At 57.8% G+C, this 21,548-nt stretch carries 18 protein-coding genes and 3 rRNA genes; 2 read left to right on the top strand and 19 right to left on the bottom strand.

The annotated features are described in order from the left end of the window. The 14 genes from istB to K349_RS0109515 form a co-directional block, all read right to left on the bottom strand. Positions 1–795, bottom strand: coding sequence for an IS21-like element helper ATPase IstB (gene istB, locus K349_RS0109445; RefSeq protein WP_029165578.1), 795 nt, complete (start codon positions 793–795; stop codon positions 1–3). After that, entirely contained in the window at positions 792–2,297 is a 1,506-nt protein-coding gene (istA, locus tag K349_RS0109450) for an IS21 family transposase (protein WP_029165579.1), read from the bottom strand. Before istA ends, istB begins: the two co-directional genes overlap by 4 nt. A 469-nt stretch (positions 2,298–2,766) precedes the next feature. After that, the gene (gene rpsI, locus K349_RS0109460; protein WP_029165580.1) at positions 2,767–3,165 is read right to left on the bottom strand and encodes a 30S ribosomal protein S9; all 399 of its coding nucleotides are present in this window, start codon (positions 3,163–3,165) and stop codon (positions 2,767–2,769) included. Positions 3,166–3,180: 15 nt separating this feature from the next. Further along, on the bottom strand, positions 3,181–3,618 hold the full coding sequence (gene rplM / locus K349_RS0109465; RefSeq protein WP_029165581.1) for a 50S ribosomal protein L13: 438 nt from the start codon (positions 3,616–3,618) through the stop codon (positions 3,181–3,183). Positions 3,619–3,901: 283 nt separating this feature from the next. Continuing rightward, positions 3,902–4,942, bottom strand: a complete 1,041-nt coding sequence (locus tag K349_RS0109470; RefSeq protein ID WP_029165582.1) for a nicotinate phosphoribosyltransferase — start codon at positions 4,940–4,942, stop codon at positions 3,902–3,904. Between the two features lie 24 nt (positions 4,943–4,966). After that, a complete protein-coding gene (gene secG / locus K349_RS0109475) occupies positions 4,967–5,197 on the bottom strand; it encodes a preprotein translocase subunit SecG (RefSeq protein WP_029165583.1) in 231 nt (76 codons plus the stop codon). A gap of 43 nt (positions 5,198–5,240) precedes the next feature. Then, positions 5,241–5,831 carry an RdgB/HAM1 family non-canonical purine NTP pyrophosphatase gene (gene rdgB / locus K349_RS0109480; RefSeq protein WP_029165584.1) on the bottom strand — a complete coding sequence of 197 codons (591 nt, stop codon included), beginning with the start codon at positions 5,829–5,831 and terminating at the stop codon, positions 5,241–5,243. Further along, positions 5,828–6,577: a ribonuclease PH gene (gene rph / locus K349_RS0109485; protein ID WP_029165585.1), complete on the bottom strand. Its 750-nt coding sequence runs from the start codon at positions 6,575–6,577 to the stop codon at positions 5,828–5,830. Before rph ends, rdgB begins: the two co-directional genes overlap by 4 nt. A gap of 51 nt (positions 6,578–6,628) precedes the next feature. Then, positions 6,629–7,336 (bottom strand): GerMN domain-containing protein, encoded by a 708-nt coding sequence (locus K349_RS16955; protein ID WP_157367353.1) that lies wholly within the window; start codon positions 7,334–7,336, stop codon positions 6,629–6,631. A 90-nt stretch (positions 7,337–7,426) separates the two neighbouring features. After that, on the bottom strand, positions 7,427–9,088 hold the full coding sequence (locus tag K349_RS18070) for an N-acetylmuramoyl-L-alanine amidase family protein (RefSeq protein ID WP_029165587.1): 1,662 nt from the start codon (positions 9,086–9,088) through the stop codon (positions 7,427–7,429). A gap of 52 nt (positions 9,089–9,140) precedes the next feature. Next, on the bottom strand, positions 9,141–10,508 hold the full coding sequence (locus K349_RS0109500) for a TldD/PmbA family protein (protein WP_029165588.1): 1,368 nt from the start codon (positions 10,506–10,508) through the stop codon (positions 9,141–9,143). Beyond that, positions 10,505–11,536 carry a low-specificity L-threonine aldolase gene (ltaE, locus tag K349_RS0109505; protein ID WP_029165589.1) on the bottom strand — a complete coding sequence of 344 codons (1,032 nt, stop codon included), beginning with the start codon at positions 11,534–11,536 and terminating at the stop codon, positions 10,505–10,507. Before ltaE ends, K349_RS0109500 begins: the two co-directional genes overlap by 4 nt. Positions 11,537–11,677: 141 nt before the next feature. Further along, complete coding sequence (locus tag K349_RS0109510; protein WP_029165590.1) at positions 11,678–12,505, bottom strand: PHP domain-containing protein; 828 nt, start codon at positions 12,503–12,505, stop codon at positions 11,678–11,680. 162 nt (positions 12,506–12,667) lie between these two features. Continuing rightward, on the bottom strand, positions 12,668–13,189 hold the full coding sequence (locus K349_RS0109515) for a chemotaxis protein CheW (RefSeq protein WP_029165591.1): 522 nt from the start codon (positions 13,187–13,189) through the stop codon (positions 12,668–12,670). A 472-nt stretch (positions 13,190–13,661) separates the two neighbouring features. Between K349_RS0109515 and K349_RS0109520 the strand changes: the two genes are divergently transcribed. Continuing rightward, entirely contained in the window at positions 13,662–14,033 is a 372-nt protein-coding gene (locus K349_RS0109520; protein ID WP_029165592.1) for a hypothetical protein, read from the top strand. Positions 14,034–14,039: 6 nt separating this feature from the next. Continuing rightward, the gene (gene deoC / locus K349_RS0109525) at positions 14,040–14,774 is read left to right on the top strand and encodes a deoxyribose-phosphate aldolase (protein WP_029165593.1); all 735 of its coding nucleotides are present in this window, start codon (positions 14,040–14,042) and stop codon (positions 14,772–14,774) included. A gap of 293 nt (positions 14,775–15,067) precedes the next feature. Here the strand turns inward: deoC and rrf are convergent. The 5 genes from rrf to K349_RS0109555 form a co-directional block, all read right to left on the bottom strand. Continuing rightward, positions 15,068–15,183 (bottom strand): 5S ribosomal RNA (gene rrf / locus K349_RS0109530). 49 nt (positions 15,184–15,232) lie between these two features. Continuing rightward, positions 15,233–18,205: ribosomal RNA gene (locus tag K349_RS0109535) — 23S ribosomal RNA — on the bottom strand. A gap of 89 nt (positions 18,206–18,294) precedes the next feature. After that, positions 18,295–19,817 (bottom strand): 16S ribosomal RNA (locus K349_RS0109540). Together the 16S, 23S and 5S rRNA genes form the textbook arrangement of a ribosomal RNA operon. 493 nt (positions 19,818–20,310) lie before the next feature. Beyond that, a complete protein-coding gene (locus K349_RS16965) occupies positions 20,311–20,817 on the bottom strand; it encodes a hypothetical protein (protein WP_029165594.1) in 507 nt (168 codons plus the stop codon). Positions 20,818–20,849: 32 nt separating this feature from the next. Beyond that, complete coding sequence (locus K349_RS0109555) at positions 20,850–21,383, bottom strand: macro domain-containing protein (RefSeq protein ID WP_029165595.1); 534 nt, start codon at positions 21,381–21,383, stop codon at positions 20,850–20,852. Positions 21,384–21,548: the final 165 nt, after the last annotated feature.

The following is a 21,548-nucleotide window of genomic DNA, read 5'->3' on the forward strand; positions in this document are numbered from 1 at the left end:
TCATTCTTCCGCGGCCGCCGTTTTGAGTTGTATTTGGCTTCTCTTTCTTCCCTCCCTCAGGGTTTCCTTCAGTCTGTAACTTTCCCACGTGCACTCGATGATGTACGCCTTGTGGGTCATCCGGTCGAGCAGAGCCGCCGTCATGTTCGGATCCCCGAAGACCTCCGTCCAGCTTCCGAATCCGAGATTCGTCGTCACGATGACCGATCCCCGCTCGTGCCGTTCCGCGAAGACCTGAAACAGCAGTTCTCCGCCTTCCTTCGAAAAGGGAACATATCCCAGTTCGTCCACTATGAGCAGGTCATACCGAGTGTACTTGCCCAGAACTCGGGCAAGGGTCTTTTCTCCCCGGCTTTCCAGAAGTTCGTTGACGAGATTGCAGGCCGTGGTGAACCGGACCCGAAGGTTCTTCCGGCAGGCTTCTATTCCCAGGGCTGTGGCAAGATGGGTTTTCCCGCACCCGCTTTTACCCAGGAAGAGAATGTTCCGGTGTCGGGAGATATAGTCTCCGGCGGCCAGTTCACCGATGAGTCTTTTGTCAAGCTGCGGCGCTTCTTCGAAGGCAAAACTCCCCAGAGTTTTGACCAGGGGGAAACGGGCTTCTTTCAACCGCCTCTTTTCCCTGTTCTCGAAGCGGATCTGGAGTTCCAGTTCCGTGAGTTCCAGGAGGAATTCCTCGTAGCTCACGCCCCGTTCTTCGGCCTGACGGAGCCGTTCTTCGAGGTGTCGGGCGGCATTGCCGAGGGTCAGGTTCTTCAGGTTCTCGTGAAGCTGCAGAAGGCGCCCGGTGTTCATCGTCCGGCCTCCAAGACGGAATAGACGGATACGTCCGCCGCGGGGAGGACGGTCCACCGCTCCGACTCAAGGGACGTGGGTGTTTCTTCCTGTCTTTCGGCCGACTCAAGGAGATGGCGGATTCCGGCGGCGTCGCTCAGTCCGTTTTTCAGGGCCTGCGAGGCGGCGGCTTCCACCCGCTTTTGCCCGTAACGCCTCGCGAGGAGCAGCACGTCGATGAATTCCTTGATTCCCCGGTTTTCTCCCTGTCGCGCCTGGAATTGTTCCAAAAGGGAGTTCAGAGAGTCGCTCCAGGTCTTTTTCCACTCCGAAAGGGGCCGGGCGTCCCGGAAGGCTCCGGGACGTTCCCGGAGGAGTTCGAGGTAGTGGTCCGCCTCGAGAACCCAGTGGTTGTTGCCGTACTTTCTTCCGTGGACGGCGAGCCGCTTTTCTCCGCTGTAGAGTGCGACCTCGTCCACGGTGAGCAGTGCCCGGAGGGGCCGGCCGGCGTAGGCGGCGGGGACGGAGTACCGGTTCTTGTCCACCATGACGGTGGCGTACTTGTCCGCCTTCACCGAGACGGTCTGTTCGTTGCCGTAGGGATGGCGGGGAAGGGGGATGAGGATCCTCTTTTCCGCATCGTGCAGTTCCCGTATGCTTCCCTCCCGGCCGGTCATCCTGTGGGAACCGTAGGCGATGCATTCTTCCAGCAGTCTGTCGTTGATGCTCTCCAGGCTTTCTCCCCGAGGAAGGGGAACCAGGAAGTTCCGGCGGGCGAATCCGACGAGCCCCTCTACTCCGCCCTTTTCGTTTCCCCGACCGGGAGAGCAGAAACGGCTCTCGAAGGTGTACCAGGAACGGAACCGGACGAAGCTTGCCTGTTCTTTCCGCTCTTTTCCGAGAAGCACTTTTTCCACTGCCGCCGTCAGGTTGTCAAAGATCATTACGGGAAAGACGCCTCCATAATAGAGAAATCCACGGCTCAGTCCGTCGAAAAACGCCTGCTGCCGTTCACAAGGGTAGAGGCGGACGAAGGGGTTTCCCGAGTACTTCGATCTCATGCAGAAGATTTTTACCCGCACGGCCTCTCCGCCGAGGAAAACCGTGGCACTCCCCCAGTCGACCTCGGCTTCTCCCCTCGGAGAGGGCTCAAGAGGCACGAAGGCTTCGCTGCTTTTCAGACCGAGGCTTCTCTTGACCGAAGATACGTGACGGCGCACCGTCGTTTCGCTTCCGGTAAAGCCATATTCGCTCACCAAACGGGTATATATCCTTTTTGCCGTATGGCGCTGCTTCTTCGGGCTTTCAATGTCCTCCTTCAGCCATCGGTAAATGATTTCGTGATAGGGACCGAGCACCGGAGAAGGCTGGATCTTTCTTGGGGAATAGCCCGTGAATTCACCACGAAGCACTTTCTTCACGGTGTTTCGAGAATGTCCTGTTTCCCTGGCTATTTCGCTCACATTCTTTCCGTACACCCGGTGAGCGGTCCGTATGTATTCGTATTGGTCCACCTTCAGCATCCTTTCTCCTCCGGTCTCATCGTCATGGTGTGCGTTCTCGACGATGATATCCGGAGCGATGGTCAGGTGGTCAATTTTCGGCTAGCGTTCCCTCAAAAAGTGATCAATTTTAGAATGCCAAAACCACTTTTACGAGAGCCTCCATGCTCGCTCCACCAAAACCCTTTCTTGCAAAAAGTTTTCTGGCTTCCACGAGAATCAACTCTTTCGTGTCACTGCCGGTTCCCCCAACGGACCTTCCGCGTACGTCTCCATCCATTCCCGCACACCTCCGCATCTCGGAGGATTCTCCGTGGTTCAGCCTACCAAAGACCGTTCGGTCTGTCAAAGCGGAACGAGATGGCGCAGGAGAACGCGTTCAGCGGCTCCCCGCCTAAGGAGAAAAAAACGGCGCGACGAAGCGTCGCGCCGTTGAGCGAAGTACACGGATATCCACCCGCACACGGTGTTTCCATGAAAGAAAAGACGATTACCGCTTGGAGTACTGATGCAGTCCCCGGGCACCCTTCTGACCGTACTTCTTGCGTTCCACCATGCGAGGATCACGAGTGAGCAATCCTGCCCGCTTGAGCGCCGGGCGCAGATCCGGGTTGAGCTTGAGGAGTGCTCTGGCGATCCCCAGACGCACCGCGCCGGACTGTCCCGTCAAACCGCCCCCGTGAGCGCGAACGAAAACATCGATTTTCCCTTCGACATTCGCGATCTTCAATGCCTCCAAGGCATGAATCCGCCATTGGCTCCTCGGGAAATAGTCGTCCATCGTCCGTTCGTTCACAAGAATCTTGCCCTCTCCAGCACGGATCCGAACCCTTGCCACAGCGGTCTTTCTTCTTCCGGTACCCCAGTGGTACGTCATCGGAACATTCATCCCCTTCTCCCCCCTTTACGCGTCCATTGTCTCGGGCTTCTGCGCCGCGTGGGGATGAGCCGTCCCACGGTAGACCTTGAGTTTCCGAAACATGCTGCGGCCGAGCACGCTCTTGGGAAGCATGCCTTTGACGACCCGTTCGAAGAGGCGTTCCGGCTGCTTCTTGAGCATTTCTCCCATGGGAACGGATTTGAGACCGCCGCTGTAGCCGGTGTACCGATGCACCATGCTCCGCTGCGCCTTCCTCCCCGTAAGCAGAACTTTGTCTGCGTTGATCACGACGACGAAGTCACCACAATCCACATGGGATGTATAGGTCGGCTTGTGCTTGCCCATGAGAACTCTCGCCACCTTGACAGCAAGACGGCCAAGAGGTAGTTCCGCTGCGTCCACCACATACCACTTGCGCTGGACCTCCTCGCGCTTGGCCATGAAGGAACGGCTGCCGATCATCGAACCTCACTCCTTCTCAAAATCAGAACATCGCTTACGCGAACATATGTACCGTCACAAAAGCAACGGTTATTCTAGAAGAGTTCCTTCGACACTGTCAAGAAGGAGATTCGGAGTACCGTGGGGGGGGACTCCTGTCACACAACCCGCATGTCGGGAACGGCTTCTTCCGCAGGAACACTCGAAGACTCGTGGAACTCTATGATAAAAACACGGGTTCCCACCAAGGGGGAATCCGGGTCTTCTCTTCTCCACCATTTTGCCAGCTCCGCTCAATGAACCACTAAAGAACCCTGTGAAGTCGTGGGTTCTCCTGGCGTCCGGGCACCCGGCCCCGTTTGGCGATGGGACGACCGTCCACTTCTTTCAGATCCATGGTCATGTCCCGGGGAGTGGCATGGGTGATGTAGCTTCCAACCCCGAAAACATCGGCGCCGCAAGCCGAGAGAAGACGAATTCTCTCGGGCGTGAGTCCTCCGGAAACGATGATCTTCACATGGGGGAAACCCGCTCCGTCGAGACGTCGCCTGATCTCATCCACGAGACCCGGGGTGACACCACCCCGCTCGCCTGGCGTGTCGAGACGGATCCCGGAGAGGCGATCACCAAGGGCAGCGGCGATGCGAAGCGTCTCCTCCGCCTCGTCCTTGAACGTGTCCACCAGCACGATCCGGGGCTCACCCCCGGGAAGACTTTTGTCGTAGACCTCGGCGATGCGCAGCGTATCCCCCGCCACAAGAATGGCCGCATGGGGAATGGTTCCCTTCGGAACGACGCCGGCAAGCTTTGCCCCGAGAATGCAACTGGCACCGTTACATCCTCCGGCCACGACAGCGGCACGCTCCATGACGGAGGAAACCGCCGGATGCACGTGCCTGGCGCCGAAACAGAGAACGCTCTTGCCTTCGGCGGCCTCAACGCAGCGCCGGGCAGCCGTCGCCCATCCGGTGGAACTGCACAGCATGCCGAGAATGACCGTCTCGTACATGCCGAAGGCACCGTACGAACCGGAAATCCGACAGACCGTCTCTTTCGGGCAAAAAGTCGCCCCTTCTTCAAGTGCCTCGACAACGACACCCTTGTCCCGAAGAAGGCGAACGACCTCGCCGATCCCCGCGAAAACTCCCTCTTCCCGGGCAAAAATCTCCGCCGTGACAGGGGTTTCAAGGAGGCCGCAGGCGCCAAGCACATCCCTGGTCTTTACGAAATAGACATCCGTCGTGTGCCCCGCGAAGATTTCCTCGTGGGTGGCACTGTACAGTCTTTCCGGCGCAACCTGGAGGCGCACTACATCATCCAGGGAATCAAGACGGTCCGAGAACACGGAGGGACTCCTTTACTCCAGCCTTCAACCGGCGAGAAAGACAAGGATCAGAGAGGTCGCCATGAAAATAGCGCACAGAACGACACTCAGCTTGGTGAGTGTCGTAAAACGCTGCCACTGCCCACCGGAAGCATCGGCCTGTGTTCCCCCTCCGAAAATGCCCGAAAAACCTCCTGTTTTTCGCTGCTGCAGCAATACGGCTCCCATGAGAGCCACACAGACCACGATATGAAAGATGCTCAGGAGAACCTTCACTTTCCCCTACCCCCTAGAAAAAATCACGATTGGACGCAAGAAGTTATTCTAGCACAGTCCGATTGAAAAGCATATCCTTCATGTGGAATACCGCCCTGGCTCTGTGGGAAATTCGAGCTTTCACGTCTTCCCCCAAGAGTCCGAAACTCTTTTCGTATCCGTCTGGGATGAAGATCGGGTCGTAGCCGAATCCGCGCTCTCCCTGGGGGACATGCGCGATGCTTCCCGTACAAACGCCCCGAGAGAGAAAAAAACAACCCTCCTCCGGAAAAAAACAGGCCAACGCGGCGACGAATCGCGCAGTCCGCGTCGTCTGTCCGCCAAGACGCTCCAGAAGCCACGCGATACGCTCCTTGTCGGAAGGGGCGACCCGCGCCGAGAGAAGCCCCGGTCCCCAAGCAAGCGCCTCGACTTCGAGCCCACTGTCGTCCCCAAGAGCGGGCAAACGGACCTCTTCCGCCCAAGCCCGGGCTTTCAGCAAGGCGTTGGCACTGTAACTGTCCCCTGTCTCCTCCACGGCAAGAGCGGAGAAGTCTCCGCCGAACAGGAGTTCCACGGGAAAATCCTGAAAAAGGAACCGCATCTCCTCGAATTTCTGTCTGTTCCGGCTCGCAAAAACAATGCGCCTGGTCATGAACGAAAAGGCACCCGTTCTTCCGTCGTCAAGGCGAGAGCGTTCTGCTGCAGTGCAATGAGCGACAGGATGCTCCGCTCCGTCGCGACAAGGAGTTCCTGAAGGTCGTTCTTCGAGAAAGGACCTGTCTCACCGGTTCCCTGGATCTCCACAAATTCTCCGGCCTCCGTCATCACTACATTGCAGTCCAGATCGGCGCGACTGTCTTCAGCGTAACACAGATCCATCAACAGGGCACCGTCCACCTTTCCGGCACTCACGGCTGCGATAAAATGGCGCAGCGGAAGAGCGGCAAGCATCCCTCGATCCCGAAGAGTTCGAAGTGCATCCACAAGTGCGACGAATCCCCCCGTTATCGCCGCCGTTCGTGTTCCGCCATCGGCCTGCAGGACATCGCAATCCACGACGACAGTCCTTTCGCCCATTGCGGAAAGATTCACTCCGGCGCGCAGAGAGCGTCCGATGAGACGCTGAATCTCGCTGCTCCGCCCTCCAACGCCGCCACGGACGGCATCACGAACAGTACGCGTCGCAGTCGCCCTGGGAAGCATGGCGTATTCGGCGGTAACCCAGCCGCTTCCGCTTCCTCGGAGAAAGGGGGGAACCTTTTCCTCCACCGAAGCCGTACAGAGAACACGCGTCTCGCCGAAGGAAATCAGCGCGGAACCCTCGGCATAGCGGTTGACGTTCCTCTCGATCGTCACGACCCGCAGGTCGAAAGGGCCTCTCCCGTCATCCCGGAACATGGAGACTCCCGGCTTGTTCGTGTCGCACACGCCCGCACCCCTCCCTCTCCGTCACGACGACGGAGCGAGAGTCCACGGAACGGTGAGATCCACGGGCTGTCGATCCGTCGCTTCCTTGCCGTTCACAAGAATACGCACCTGGGACAGGGGCGGAAAACCCTCCGTAACGGTTCGGACAAGACCGGTCATGACGAGAGCCCCCTGTTGGGAGGGCAACGCCTTCACGGCTGTGAGAAATGCATCGCTCACGTCGAGATACAACATGTCTCCGGCGCGGAAAACATGCAGAACACGCAGCGTGTCCCCCGCTCCGTTCTGCCCGCGAAGCGGTTCGAGCGCCACGTCGAGAACCTGTCGCAGGTCTTCCTCCAGAACACCGGGAACCAGGGGCACTTCCTTCTGTGCAAGCCCTTCCGCCCCCATCACGTACGCTTTATAGACCGTTCTGCGCACGGCCACGTCTTTGCTCGTCACATCCTGCTCCATGAGTGCCTTCACTTCCGCGGGAGTCTGCACGACGTCACGTTGTGCCAGGAGGCCTTTCTTGTCGATCCATTTCAGCCCCCCGCTGGCCACGAGATATCCCACACCAAAACAGATAACCGCAAGAGATGTCCATGCGAGAAAACGAAGCGGCCAAGGGGCTTTCCGCGGCGCCTCCTCGCGATGGTCTGTTCCTCCCGAAGCCCGACGGGGCGGGGGGGGAAGCAGAATTCCCTCTTCGTCCTCCTCTTGCCATTTCTGTTCCCTGTCGTTCATGACGCTCCCTCCGATTCCATCAAGACCCTTCGCCGCCTTTTCCGACAGGCCTCCCGTCGATTCCACCGCATCATTTCCGCAGTGCGGACATCATTTGGGAGGAATGTAGGCGACGATTCCCGACACGAGCGAATCCGCGATTTTCTCCTGATAGGCGTCCGTGGCGAGACGTTTCGCTTCGCTGCGCTCGGTGAGAAATCCCATTTCCACCAAGACCGAGGGCATCCCCGCACCCCGAAGAACGAAAAACGGGGCCTGTGCCACGCGGCGCATGGGAAGTCCCAATTTTTCTCCGTGCCGAAAAAGCACCTCGGCAAAGGACATGCTCTCGGAGATTTTCGCGTTCTGTTGCATGTCTCCGAGAATATGAAGCAACATTTGCGTCTTTTTATCCACCGCTTCCTTGCTCTGCATGCCTTCGCCGCCTAGTTCACGGTTCTCGAAAAGCGCCAGTTTCATTGCGTCTTCGTCTGTGGGAAGGGCCATGATGTAGATTTCCATTCCCGTGGCATGGCGCCCTGGAGGAAGGGCGTTCACGTGAAGGCTCACAAAGAGATCCGCATCGGCGTTGTTTGCGATGTCCGTCCGCTCCTGGAGTTTGAGATACACGTCCGTCTCTCTGGTGAAACGTACGTCGTATCCTTTATCCCGCAGTTTTCGACCCAATTTGAGAGCCACTTTGAGATTGATGTCCTTCTCCCGCAGCGCATTGGCCATCGCACCGGGGTCCTTTCCTCCGTGACCGGCGTCGATGACGACGAGAGGCCTGGATCTGGTCGTACGCCAAGGAGGCTCCGGCGATGTGGCATCGGCAACGGGAAGAAGCGGACGCACCTGGGGCGCCGTCTCCGATGCCTCCGTCGGAACCGGCGCGGCAATCGAAGGCGGTTGTGTCGCACTGGCACCTCCTATGCCGAAATCCAGAACGAAACGAGGCGGGTTCGCGAGGGGAAAGGATTTCACCTCGGAAAACATTCCCGCTCCGGAAGGTCGCGAAAAAACGCAGAGAAGATCCTTGCCGCTCTGGGAAATCGTGAGGGAAAGCTCCTCTCCATAGGGAGACGTTCCACCCTGGATATTTCCGACGACGATTCCTGGAAAACGGACTTCCACCGTATCTCCCTTGCGGGAAACCAAGGGAGCGATGTCCGAAGCGAGATCAAAGACAACCCGAACGTTGTCTCCCTCCCGCCACCAGCGGATGCGCTCCACTCTGCCACCGACGGAGGAAGAGGACTCCGTCGCAGGAAATTCCGAAGGAGAAGGCTCCTTCATCCCCAATTCTTTTCTCCATTCCTCCAAAATCCGGGAAGGAGTTCCTTCCGACGAAGAATCAGGCTGTACAACCGGAGACGGGACGAGGGGCTTTTCCTCCTCCACCGTTCCCGTTCCGGCCCAACGAAGCCCCGCCGCTCCTCCGGGAAGACCAAGAAGCCTGTTCAAAAGAACCAGCGTTCCCTGAGCCTCTCCCCACCACGTTCCGTCCCGAACCAATGGAGTATGGCGTAACGGCTGTATCTGCCCGTTCAATCTCGCCACGGCCGCATCGGAGACAAATTCCAGAATCTTCCCGTCTTTGGAGAGGAAGAGACTGTCCCCCTTGACCGACACCGAGCACTCTATCAATTTCGCCACGCTCTCCAGCGAGATGAAATCACCGGTCTTCTCGGCACGAACAGGCACAACACCCAGAAGGACGTTTCCCTTCCAGAGCTTTCGTCCCTCCTGCGCCGAGGCGATATCCGACGACATGCCTCCGGAAATCACGCCAAGGCAGCAAAACAGCACCCAGAAAAAAATGCCTCTACGAACCTGCGACCGAAACATCCCGCACCACCAGAGAACACGCTCCCGTACTCCCGAAAAACTTGAGATCCTCCCCTACGGCAACGATTCGCTCGAGAAATTCCAACAGATTACCCGCCATGGTCACACCCGCGAAAGGTTCGGAGAGAGAACCTTCCCGAATCACCACGCCTTTTGCTCCCAGGGAGAATTCGCCGCTCACCGTATCCACCGTATGCAACCCAAGCAGTTCCGTCACGTAGAGGCCCTGCCGCGCATCCCGAAGGAGCGATTCCAGGGAAGCCGTACCGGGGAGGAGAAAGAGATTTGTCGCTCCCACATCGGGCACGGAGGAGATGCCTCTTGTTCCATTGCCGGTACTCCGGACACCGTCTATTCGGGCGCTTCGCAGGTCGTAGAGAAAGGCAGCAACACATCCCCGGTCCAAAAGGAGCGTGCGCCCCGTGGGCACACCCTCTCCATCGAAGGGAGCCGTCCCGAGCTGCCGCGGAAGACGCCCGTCGTCCACGATGGAAAAGCAGGGAGGTGCTATTGTCAATCCCATTTTCCCTTTGAGGAGAGATCTTCCTTTTTGCACGTTCGAAGCGAGAAAAAGCTCCCCCAACTCGTCCAGGAGAGCGGCCGTCACCTCCCGGGAAAGCACCAGTGTGTATTTTCCCGTCGGCACCGGGCGTCCGCCGAGAGTCCTCGCGGTGTGTTCCACCGCGAGCGCCGCCACCGTTTCACTCCGAAGATCCTCAAGAAAACGGAGTTCTTCTCCGGAGCCGCCCATCTCCATGTCCTCTCCATCCTGCATGACCAGAGTCACACCACATCCCACGCCGGTACCCCGATGCCACAACCGGGAGCCGTTGGTGTTCGCATAGAAAGATTCTCCCCAGCCGTCGTGCCAGAAAGCGCTGCGAACCGAAACGATCCTGGGGTCCTTTCCCGCCACCATGGAATGAAGTTGATGTGCCTCCCGAAGCCGATCCTCTCGTGTCAGCGCGTAGACTGCTTCATCTTCCACGTCCAGATTCGGCGCATCGCCTCGATCGAGAAGATCGCTCAGGCCCACATGAGGATCCGCAACGGAGGTACGGGCATTATGCACACTCCATTCCGCAAGAGAGTCCATCATCCTCCGGTCAAGACCGTTCACGAAGGCGACTCCCTGACGTCCGTCGGAAAGAAGCGACCGCAATCCTATGCCACAGGACAGCCCCGACGAGTCTTCCTCGATTGCCCCGTCACGGAGCGAAAGGCTGCTTCCCACACCGGCGACATAGAACACATCCGCACCCTCTACATCAGGAGAGCGTTTGGCCTCGCCAAGAAGCCACTCGGCTATCGACTCCACGTCCTGACGACGAGCGATCTCTCTCACGAAGGACGAGCCTCCTCGAGAATAACCGCCGCAGCCTTTCGCACATCCGCCTCGTCGACGTCGAAATGTGTGACGAGCCGGAAACGTCGGGGGGTGGTGGGGTTGAAAATCACGCCCCGCTTTCCACACCGTTCGGAGATCTCCCTGGCCCCGGGAAGGGAGGGAGAAAGCGACACGTACACCATGTTCGTGGGCTTGGCGCAGGATTCCACGCTCATTCCCCCCTCGCGGAGCAATGTCGCGAGGAGAGCGGCGTTTCCGTGATCCTCGGCGAGCCGAGAAACCATGCGCTCCAGGGCCACGATCCCGGCGGAGGCAATCACACCCGCCTGACGGAGACCGCCGCCCAGGCGTTTTCTCCAGTGCCTTGCCTGGCGGATAAACTCCTTCGAACCGCAAACCACGGAACCCACTGGAGCACCCAACCCTTTGGAAAGGCAAATTTGCACCGAATCCACAGCGGCGGTGAATTCCTTGACGTCCACCTTCCAGGCCACTGCGGCGTTGAAGACCCGGGCGCCATCGAGATGGACCGCCAGACCGGCGTCAATGGCACAGCGCACGAGTTCGCCATAGGCAACCGGATCCGCTGCGTTTCCTCCCTCGCGGTTGTGGGTGTTCTCCAGACAGAGGAGTCGGGCCGGTGCGAAATGGACATTTTCGTCCCGGCACAGGGCCTGGACCCCCTCCTTCGATGGAAGTCCGCCCGCATCGTCCACGACAAGAGGCATTACACCTCCCAGAACGGCAAGGCCCCCTCCCTCGTAATTGTAAATATGGCATTCCTTGCCCACGATGGCGCCGTCACCCCGGGCGCAGTGAGAAAGAAGAGCCACCAGATTTCCCTGGGTACCGGACGTGACGAAAAGCGCCGCTTCATGCCCCGTAAGTCCTGCAGCGAGTTCCTCGAGTCGCCGGACCGTCGGATCCTCCCCGTACACGTCGTCCCCGACTTCGGCGGCACTCATAGCCTTGCGCATTTCCTCGGTGGGGCGGGTAACCGTGTCACTCCGCAAATCTATCACCATAGGTCGCTTCCTCCTCTCGAAGAGCCCGGAAACGGGGGCTCTTCTTGCCTTTCGTCCCAACCCGCTCCGATGCCCCCGCACGTCGCCGTTGTTGCGAAAAACACGACAAGGCGAAGCAGAGCACAGGGACGGGCGATTTTCTTACATCACGATGCCGAGTCTTGCCCAGGGAAGCAGTGCATCCTCGACCGTCACTCCAAGGGACACTCCCGGGCGATTCGCACCGTGAAAATCGGATCCGGCGGTGACGAACAATCCGTATTTTGCGGCCAGGCGCATAAAATCATACATCTCCCGGGCGGTATGGTGCGGAGAAACGCACTCAAGCCCCCAAAGCCCCAGGTCCGTCAGATCCCTCAGCAGGCGTTCGAACTGATCCTCCGGCAATCCGGTCTGCCCGGGATGGGCCAGCACCGCTACTCCGTTACATTTTTGAATCATGGCAATGCAGGACTCGGGCGAGAATTTCTCCCGGGGAACGTAGGCCGGTGCTCCCCTTCCCAAAAAACGGCCGAAGCTGGAGCGCATGTCCTGGGCATATCCTTTCCGTATCAGGACTCGAGCGATGTGAGGACGTGCCACCACTTCCCCACCAGCCTCGCGCTCAACCTCCTCCAGAGAGACGTCCATACCCAATTTCTGCAGCACCTCGCAGATACGACGATTTCTCACGTCCCTCTGCGCACGAAGATCCTGCAGCGCCCCCTCCAGGAAGGAACAGGAAGGATCGAACCGATATCCAAGGATGTGCAGCGTAAACGGCGCCTCCGCGGAAAGTTCCACCCCGGTCACACCCCGGACATTGTACTTCTTGCAGGCCCGGAGAAACGCTGCAAGTCCCAGGGTCGTATCGTGGTCCGTCAAGGAAAGCACCGCCACACCGTGGCTCTTCGCCCTGCGAACGAGTTCTTCCGGCATCAGCGTTCCATCCGACGCCGTGCTGTGCGTGTGCAGATCGATCTTCACCATCCCGCAGGGCACCTCCACCTTCCCCTCCGTACGGTTCGAGAGATTGCCGGATAAGAGACATGGAAAAACCCCTTCCCGGCATACAGCGGCCCTTCGGAAGGGGAGCAAACTTCTCGTCGGCGTCAACATCTCACATCCCGCCGTTTTCCCAGGAACGGAAAACTACTTGGTCTTTCCGTCCTCCTCGGAAATTTCCGAAACCTCGAAAAGTGCTCCGAGGTCGAGAAGCACGATGAGTCTGCCATCTCCAGCCTTTGCAACACCGAGAAGATACTTTTTGTCCACGCTCGATTCCACCGAATCGGCGGACTCCACCTGCGCATCCGTGATATTGCTCACTTCACGAACGGCATCCACGAGGAATCCGAAAAGAATGTCCTCAAGCTCCACCACGACAATACGGGATTCACTGTTGATGCTCTGCGGTTCTCCTCCCATTTTCTGGGAGATATCCATCACGGGAATGACCGTCCCCCGGAGATTGATGACACCACGGACGAAATGAGGTGCTTTCGGAACACGTGTAATGGTTGGGGGAACTCGGACGATTTCCCGCACCTTGTTCACGTCAAGGCCGTAGTTTTCCTTGAATAGTTCGAAAACGAGGATGATCCGCTCGCGGCCGGAGGACGCCCCCTGTTCCTTGCCTCTTTTCTTCACATCCATGTCCACCACTGCAGCCATGCCGTTCCCCTCCCTTATGGGGCGACTTTCTTTTTGCAGAAAGATCCGACGCCCGCTGCCCTTCGATCCTATTGTACTATAGGTCGCGTGAAACGTCCTCGAAAAAAACACTCTGAGGTGGGAATCGCTGTCATGCCTTCCCTTTTTTCTAGGGAGTCTCTGAATAAGGCTGCGTCAGCCCCCGCAGGGCGCCTCGCAGAGCCTGATGCGACCCGAGTCAAGGAAAAGCGAAAGATCTTTGTTCAGAGCTTCCCTAGGGAATCTCTGAATAAGGCTGCAACAGCCCAGCAGGGGGCCTCGCAGAGCTTGATATGACCCGAGCCAAGGGAAAGCCAAAGGTCGTTCTTCAAAGCTTCCCTAGGTCATTCTCCTGATTTTCCCCTTGCTCTCCCTTTTTATCATTTTAATTTAATGGACAAAACGTGCTTTTTGCTGTATTTTTGAATTCCACTAATAAGGAAGGTGAGATCGCATGGAGGAACAGAGAGGCAGCGGAACCGAGCAGTTTCTCGATTCCTGCAGCAAAGTTACGGCACGACTCGTCGAATCGGTCTTTCAGACAGCTCAACTCGCCGGAGGAAACACTCCTGAAATTCGGGAACTTTTTCAACAGTGGCTCGATTTTCTCTCCTCCGACATCCTGTACAACCTGGAAAAAAATTCGGAGATCGACGTAAACAAAGAGGCACAGCGTATCGGCATTACGTCCTCCTCGCTTTTGACCTTGCTGGTCTCTTTGCACCGGCAGGGAAAAATCTGCATTGCTTCGGTCAAAGCCCTTCGGGACGATGCCGCGAACAGAGAACTCTGCCATTGTCTCATCGAAAAGGCCAAGGAGGAATAGCACGCCATGACGGATATCGAACTGCTCGAACAAAAGGCCCGACAGAACGCGGCAAAAGCCGAGGCAGGGATGTTCCCGTCCCCGGAAGCGTCTTCCGTGCCAGGATCCATTGCCTATCCGCTTCTTACTCCCGGAGCGACACCGGAGGACATCTCCCGACACTGTGACGAGGCGATCCAGAATGGCTTTGCCTCCATCACAGTACCGTTGAACTCCATTCCTCTCGCCGTGGAACTTTTGAGCGATTCCCCGATAACTGTGGGAACCATGGTGGGATTTCCCTTTGGATCAGTTCCGCTGCACATCAAGGAACGGGAGATTTTCTCCGCCATCGCTTCCGGAGCCCAGGAAATCAACGTCGTCGTCGACATCGCACCACTGCGTCAGGGAAAGAAACAACTCTTGTTCGAGGAAATGAAGACACTTCGTGAGATCACGGAAAAGAAACAACTCGTCTTCGTTCTTGAGGTTCCTTTCCTGAACGCTCTCGAGACGATCACCGCGGTCCGTCTTGCATCTATGGCACACGCTGATTTCGTCAGCACATCCTCGGGGTTTTTCGGCACTGCATCCATCGCCCACGCATCCATCCTCGCCTCGGCATCACCGGAAGGGCTTCTCGTGAAGACCGTCGGAGAAATCCGAACACTCAGACACGCACAGGCGCTTCTCTCCCTGGGAATAGCCCGTATCGAAATCCCCAAGGCGCCGGACCTGTTCCACACTGTCGCGGCTCGCTGAGAACACTGGAATTTTCATGGAGTTACGAAGCGCATGGAGGTGGAAGAGTTTCTGAAGGAACTCGAGACATCTCTGGGGTCTCTCGATTCCTGAAGGATATGTCGTCAGGGCGGGAAGCCGTAGGGAATCTCTGAAATAAGGCTACGTCAACCCCGCGGGGCGCCTCGCAGAGCCTGATGCGACCCGAGTCAAGGGAAAGCGAAAGGTCTTTATTCAGGGCTTCCGTAGGAGAAGAAACGGCATGAAAAAAGAGATCCCGGAGATTTCTCTCCGGGATCTCTTCGATATTAGGTTTCTGGCAGTGACCTACTCTCCCACGGGTACCCCCCGCAGTACCATCGGCGCTGGAAGGCTTAACTTCCGGGTTCGGCATGGAGCCGGGTGTGTCCCCTCCGCCATGACCACCAGAAACCAATTCTTGCACCCGAAACATCTCAACAACCTGCGCAGCATTTCAAGAGGAAGAGGCCTCGGCGGATTAGTACCGGTCGACTCAACGGCTCTCACCGCTTACATCTCCGGCCTATCTACCCTGTCGTCTTCAGGCCGCCTTACCTGGCTCTCCAGTGGGGAATCTCATCTTGGGGTGGGCTTCCCGCTTAGATGCCTTCAGCGGTTATCCCTTCCGCACATGGCTACCCGGCTTATGCAGCTGGCGCCACAACCGGTACACTAGCGGTGCGTCCACTCCGGTCCTCTCGTACTAGGAGCAGCTCCCCTCAAATTCCCTACGCCCATGGTGGATAGGGACCGAACTGTCTCACGACGTTCTAAACCCAGCTCACGTACCGCTTTAATGGGCGAACAGACCAACCCTTGGGACCTGCTTCAGCCCCAGGATGCGACGAGCCGACATCGAGGTGCCAAACCTCCCCGTCGATGGGAACTCTCGGGGGAGATCAGCCTGTTATCCCCGGGGTAGCTTTTATCCGATGAGCGACGGCCTTTCCACACAGCACCGCCGGATCACTAGGACCAGCTTTCGCTCCTGCTCGAGATGTCTCTCTCACAGTCAGGCTACCTTATACCCTTGCGCTCAACGGGCGATTTCCATTCGCCCTGAGGTAACCTTCGCGCGCCTCCGTTACTCTTTGGGAGGCGACCGCCCCAGTCAAACTGCCCACCTGACACTGTCCGGCGCGCGGATTCACGCGACGCCGTTAGAATCCCAGCACATCAAGGGTGGTATCCCAACGTCGGCTCCACGAAAACCGAAGTCCTCGCTTCAATGCCTCCCACCTATCCTGTGCATGATCTACCGAAATCCAATATCAGGCTACAGTAAAGCTCCACGGGGTCTTTCCGTCCCACCACGGGTAACTGGCGTCTTTACCAGTACCACAATTTCGCCGGGTCCCTCGTCGAGACAGCGCCCAGATCGTTACGCCTTTCGTGCAGGTCGGAACTTACCCGACAAGGAATTTCGCTACCTTAGGACCGTTATAGTTACGGCCGCCGTTTACTGGGGCTTCGGTTCAAAGCTTCGCTTGCGCTGACCTCTCCCCTTAACCTTCCAGCACCGGGCAGGCGTCAGTCCCTATACGTCGCCTTACGGCTTATGCAGAGACCTGTGTTTTTAGTAAACAGTCGCCTGGGCCTGGGTTCTGCGGCCACCCTCAGCTCCAAAAGTCTTTTCTTCACCAGGGTGGCACCCCTTCTCCCGAAGTTACGGGGTTAACTTGCAGAGTTCCTTAACGAGGGTTTTCCCGTTCACCTTAGCCTGCTCAGCCAGCCCACCTGCGTCGGTTTACAGTACGGGCGCTCGATGTCCTCCCTAGCGGCTTTTCTCGGCAGTGGGGCGTCAATGTCTTCGCTTCCGTGGAAGCTCCGCGTCAGGTCTCAGGATTATGGACTCGCGGATTTGCCTACGAGTCCTCCCTACGCCTTTGCACCGGGACGTCCATCACCCGGCACACCTAGCCTGCTGCGTCACCGCTTCGGTAATAACGGCCACCAAACGGGGCAGGAATGTCTACCTGCTGGCCATCGCCTACGCCTTTCGGCCTCGGCTTAGGTCCCGCCTAACCCTGGGCGGATCAACCTTCCCCAGGAATCCTTGGGCTTCCGGTGAACATGATTCTCACATGTTTCGCGCTACTCATGCCGGCATTCTCGCTTCCGTACGGTCCACCAAGCCTCACGACTCGACTTCTCCCCATACGGAACGCTCCCCTACTACCAAGATCTTCCGATCTCGATCCGAAGCTTCGGCTGCAAGCTTAGCCCCCCACATTTTCGGCGCGGCAACGCTCGACCAGTGAGCTATTACGCACTCTTTCAAGGATGGCTGCTTCTAAGCCAACCTCCTGGCTGTCTGGGCGTCACCACATCCTTGTCACACTTAGCTTGCCATTCGGGGCCTTAGCTGTCGGTCTGGGTTGTTTCCCTCTCGACTACGGACCTTCTCACCCGCAGTCTCACTCCCATGGATCCGGTCTACGGTATTCGGAGTTCAGTTGGATTTGGTAGGTCCTGCGACCCCCGCACCCATCCGGTGCTCTACCCCCGTGACCTTCTGCCCATGAGGCTGCACCTCAATGCATTTCGGGGAGAACCAGCTATCACCCGACTCGATTAGCTTTTCACTCCTATCCACAGCTCATCCGAGACTTTTTCAACAGGCACCGGTTCGGTCCTCCAATCGGTTTTACCCGATCTTCAACCTGGCCATGGATAGATCGTCGGGCTTCGGGTCTTTTCCTCGCGACTCTACGCCCTCTTCGGACTCGGTTTCCCTGCGGCTCCGGACCTCCTAGTCCTTAACCTCGCCACGAAAAAAAACTCGCCGGCTCATTTTCCAAGAGGCACACCGTCACGGCTTGCGCCGCTCCGATTGCTTGTAGGCACGCGGTTTCAGGTCTCTTTCACTCCCCGCCAGGGGTGCTTTTCACCTTTCCCTCTCGGTACTGCTCCACTATCGGTCGCTTATGGTATTTAGCCTTGGAGGATGGGCCCCCCTGATTCAGACGGAATTTCACGTGCTCCGCCCTACTCGGGATCCGACTTCCGAAGGTCCGTTCCTTTCGCCTACGAGGCTTTCACTCTCTGCGGCAGGCTTTCCCAACACCTTTCGGCTAGAAACGAACTTGCTCACTTCGGGAAGACGCTGCGGCATCTTCGCATTCGGTCCCTCGACCCCGACTACGCAACGCCCGCAGGCTTGGCACGTACTCGGTTTAGGCTCTGCCCGTTTCGCTCACCACTACTCGGGGCATCTCTTCGATTTCTTCTCCTCCGGTTACTGAGATGTTTCACTTCACCGGGTTGCCGCCTCTTGCGAGGCGCCTCGTCTTCTACGAGGCGGGTTACCCCATTCGGGTATCCGCGGTTCTCGGGATGCTTGCTCCTCCCCGCGGCTTTTCGCAGCTTGCCACGCCCTTCTTCGGCCATAAGCGCCAAGGCATCCCCCGCGTGCCCTTGATACCTCTCCCTCTTGCTGCTGCTACGGTTGTCAAGATGCTTCGGGTTCTCTATACCCTACAAGTCCGAAGGCGCAGAGAGTGCATACGGGGCTCCTTAGAAAGGAGGTGATCCAGCCGCACCTTCCGGTACGGCTACCTTGTTACGACTTCACCCCCCTCACCAGACACACCTTCGACGGCTCCTCCCTCCGAAAAGGTTAGGCCACCGGCTTCGGGTGCACCCGACTCGGGTGGTGTGACGGGCGGTGTGTACAAGGCCCGGGAACGTATTCACCGCGGCTTGGCTGATCCGCGATTACTAGCGATTCCAGCTTCATGGAGTCGGGTTGCAGACTCCAATCCGAACTGGGAACGGCTTTCTTAGGATCCGCTCAGGGTCGCCCCTTCGCTTCCCGTTGTGCCGCCCATTGTAGCACGTGTGTCGCCCTGGACATAAGGGCCATGATGACTTGACGTCATCCCCACCTTCCTCCGGCTTGTCGCCGGCAGTCCGCCGAGAGTTCCCGCCCGTAGCGTTGGCAACTCGGCGCAGGGGTTGCGCTCGTTGCGGGACTTAACCCAACATCTCACGACACGAGCTGACGACAGCCATGCAGCACCTGTGCACGCTCCCTCACCGAAATGAGGGTCCTTCACCTTTCAGATCCGTACCACGTGCATGTCAAACCCAGGTAAGGTTCTTCGGTTTGCATCGAATTAAACCACGTGCTCCACCGCTTGTGCGGGCCCCCGTCAATTCCTTTGAGTTTCAGTCTTGCGACCGTACTCCCCAGGCGGAATGCTTATCGCGTTAACTCCGGCACGGATGCCCGACGGCACCCACACCTAGCATTCATCGTTTACGGCTGGGACTACCGGGGTATCTAATCCCGTTCGCTCCCCCAGCTTTCGCACTTGAGCGTCAGTATCCGGCCAGGAAGCCGCCTTCGCCACTGGTGTTCCTCCCGATATCTACGCATTTCACCGCTACACCGGGAATTCCACTTCCCTCTCCGGTACTCCAGTCCGACGGTTTCGTCCGCAAACAAGGGTTGAGCCCTCGCCTTTCACAAACGACCTGTCGGTCCGCCTGCGTGCCCTTTACGCCCAGTGATTCCGGACAACGCTCGCCCCCTACGTATTACCGCGGCTGCTGGCACGTAGTTTGCCGGGGCTTCCTCGTGTGGTACCGTCACTCGCTTCTTCCCACACAACAGGAGTTTACATCCCGAGGGACTTCTTCCTCCACGCGGCGTCGCTGGGTCAGGGTTGCCCCCATTGCCCAATATTCCCCACTGCTGCCTCCCGTAGGAGTCTGGACCGTATCTCAGTTCCAGTGTGGCCGGTCGCCCTCTCAGGCCGGCTTGCCGTCTTCGCCTTGGTAGGCCGTTACCCCACCAACCAGCTGATAGCCCGCGAGTCCCTCCGGAAGCGGATCGCTCCCTTTCACCTCTCGGCTTATGGGGTCTTAGCAGTCGTTTCCAACTGTTGTCCCCCTCTTCCAGATAGGTCCTCACGCGTCACTCACCCGTCCGCCACTAACATCCGGCTTCAGCAAGCTTCCACCAAATGCCCGTCCGACTTGCATGTGTTAGGCACGCCGCCAGCGTTCGTCCTGAGCCAGGATCAAACTCTCCAGAGTTTTCCTGCTGCTCGCTCTTCGGCTTCCGCCGATAGGGCTTCCCCTTCACGCTTCACCATAAAAAGATTGCTCCCCTACGGCTCCACGACTCCGAGGTCGCCCTTCCCGTCTTTCTCTCTGCTGCCTTCGAACTTGTCAAGGTGCTGTTACCTCGCGGCCCTTCCGGAGCGCGCAGGGGAGATACTACCAGCCTCGACTACTCACGTCAACCCCCTCTTTCTCCTTTTTTATTCCTGACTTTTATTGATCTTCAAAACACTCACGACATCCCTTCTTCTCTGTTTTTTGAGAAATCGGTCTCCATGTTTTCAGGCGCTGCTGCGCTCCTTTTGGAGGCACCATGAAAGCTTCCGTTGCAAGGCGCGAAAATTCTTCCAAGAAAAGAACTTTGTTGCGATGCGAAAAATATTTTCCCCCGGAGCAGAAAAGCCAGGAAGAAAGACCTCCGACACAACATCCTCAAACACTCTCCTCGGCCTTCGGGAAAAGATGTTCATCGAAAAGCGAGACTTCGCGAGGCCTGGGTCACGATCCGTTCATAGCCATCCTTCTGCACCGCGGGATAGCGCACAAGAAGGGTGAGTATGGTTTCCCCATCCCGAGAAAAGAGAACTTTCTCGTAGAAAATCTCTCCTCCGTCAATACCTGAAAGGACGAACCAAAAGTCTTTTGCTGCCTTGTAGGTGATTTCCACTCCCTCGCTCCGGAGTTCCGCCATCCGCTCCTGAAGCAGGGTCGAAGGAGTCATCTCCAGGGCGTTGTAGAAAGCAAAAACCGCGAGAGAGCCCTTTCCGTCGGGAGCGAGGAATTGTCGTCCGTCATTGTTCGTCGGCGCTTCCTGGGGAAGAAATGCCGCGGGCACAAGCACTTCGTACCCGAAACGGGTGTTTGCGTAGAGGGAAAAGTCCGATGCCTCCACTATCGGGACAAGGGCAGAGAAGGGGGAGAGAGGACAAAGGACGCAAAGAAAAATGACGCATGTGCAAAGACAATACCGCATGGCTACACCCCCGAGCGTTTTCCGGAAAAACGTTATTTCACCTCGCAAAGAATTCTCTCGAACACGTTGAAGGTTGTTTCGTCGTAGAGAAAGAGGGCAATTTCCTCCAGATCCGTTTCTTCCTCTCCGAGGTGGAAAAAAATCTGAGAGAGCATGATCCTCGCGCATTCCTCCGGAGAAAAGCCGCCCACGCCTGTCCCAAAGGCGGGGAGAGCGACCCGGCGCATGTTCCGATCGTCGCAAAGGGTGAGAACGCTTTCGGTCGCTTGGCGGATGAGTTCCCCCGAAGTGACCAGATCCTGCCCCATGACGGCGGCATGGATCACGAACTTGGCCTTGAGCCTTCCGCCTCCCGTGCAGACGGCGCTTCCACGGGGAATGGGACCGAGACGCATCGCCTCGATTTCTATCTCGTCGCCCCCCTTGCGCTTGAGAGCCCCAGCGACGCCGCTTCCCATCCAAAGCCGGTCATTGGCGGCATTCGCGACGGCGTCGCCGTCGTATTCCGCAATATCCCCAAGACAGAGACGAATGATCGTCGTACCAACCCGACATTCCCGCGTCACGGTACATCCCTCCTTCCTCCTCGTTCCCCACGCGCGCACCCGAGCACGACATCCAAACCCACGAAAAAGGGGATCGCCCCAGGCGATCCCCTTTACTCTAGCGCATCGATGGCACGACAACAAGCCCTTTTCCGGAGAGACATCCGCCGCAAGGCGATGGCATCG

The organism is Aminiphilus circumscriptus DSM 16581 (assembly GCF_000526375.1).
Classification (GTDB): Bacteria; Synergistota; Synergistia; order Synergistales; family Aminiphilaceae; genus Aminiphilus; species Aminiphilus circumscriptus.

Coding starts and splice junctions, on each gene's coding strand:
- istB (WP_029165578.1), bottom strand. CDS start 795: ATGAACACCGGGCGCCTTCTGCAGCTTCACGAGAACCTGAAGAACCTG.
- K349_RS16965 (WP_029165594.1), bottom strand. CDS start 20,817: ATGCGGTATTGTCTTTGCACATGCGTCATTTTTCTTTGCGTCCTTTGT.
- rdgB (WP_029165584.1), bottom strand. CDS start 5,831: ATGACCAGGCGCATTGTTTTTGCGAGCCGGAACAGACAGAAATTCGAG.
- K349_RS16955 (WP_157367353.1), bottom strand. CDS start 7,336: ATGAACGACAGGGAACAGAAATGGCAAGAGGAGGACGAAGAGGGAATT.
- K349_RS18070 (WP_029165587.1), bottom strand. CDS start 9,088: ATGTCGTCGGATATCGCCTCGGCGCAGGAGGGACGAAAGCTCTGGAAG.
- rplM (WP_029165581.1), bottom strand. CDS start 3,618: ATGATCGGCAGCCGTTCCTTCATGGCCAAGCGCGAGGAGGTCCAGCGC.
- rph (WP_029165585.1), bottom strand. CDS start 6,577: ATGTTCCGGGATGACGGGAGAGGCCCTTTCGACCTGCGGGTCGTGACG.
- K349_RS0109520 (WP_029165592.1), top strand. CDS start 13,662: ATGGAGGAACAGAGAGGCAGCGGAACCGAGCAGTTTCTCGATTCCTGC.
- K349_RS0109510 (WP_029165590.1), bottom strand. CDS start 12,505: ATGGTGAAGATCGATCTGCACACGCACAGCACGGCGTCGGATGGAACG.
- ltaE (WP_029165589.1), bottom strand. CDS start 11,536: ATGGTGATAGATTTGCGGAGTGACACGGTTACCCGCCCCACCGAGGAA.
- rpsI (WP_029165580.1), bottom strand. CDS start 3,165: ATGAATGTTCCGATGACGTACCACTGGGGTACCGGAAGAAGAAAGACC.
- K349_RS0109515 (WP_029165591.1), bottom strand. CDS start 13,189: ATGGCTGCAGTGGTGGACATGGATGTGAAGAAAAGAGGCAAGGAACAG.
- istA (WP_029165579.1), bottom strand. CDS start 2,297: ATGCTGAAGGTGGACCAATACGAATACATACGGACCGCTCACCGGGTG.
- deoC (WP_029165593.1), top strand. CDS start 14,040: ATGACGGATATCGAACTGCTCGAACAAAAGGCCCGACAGAACGCGGCA.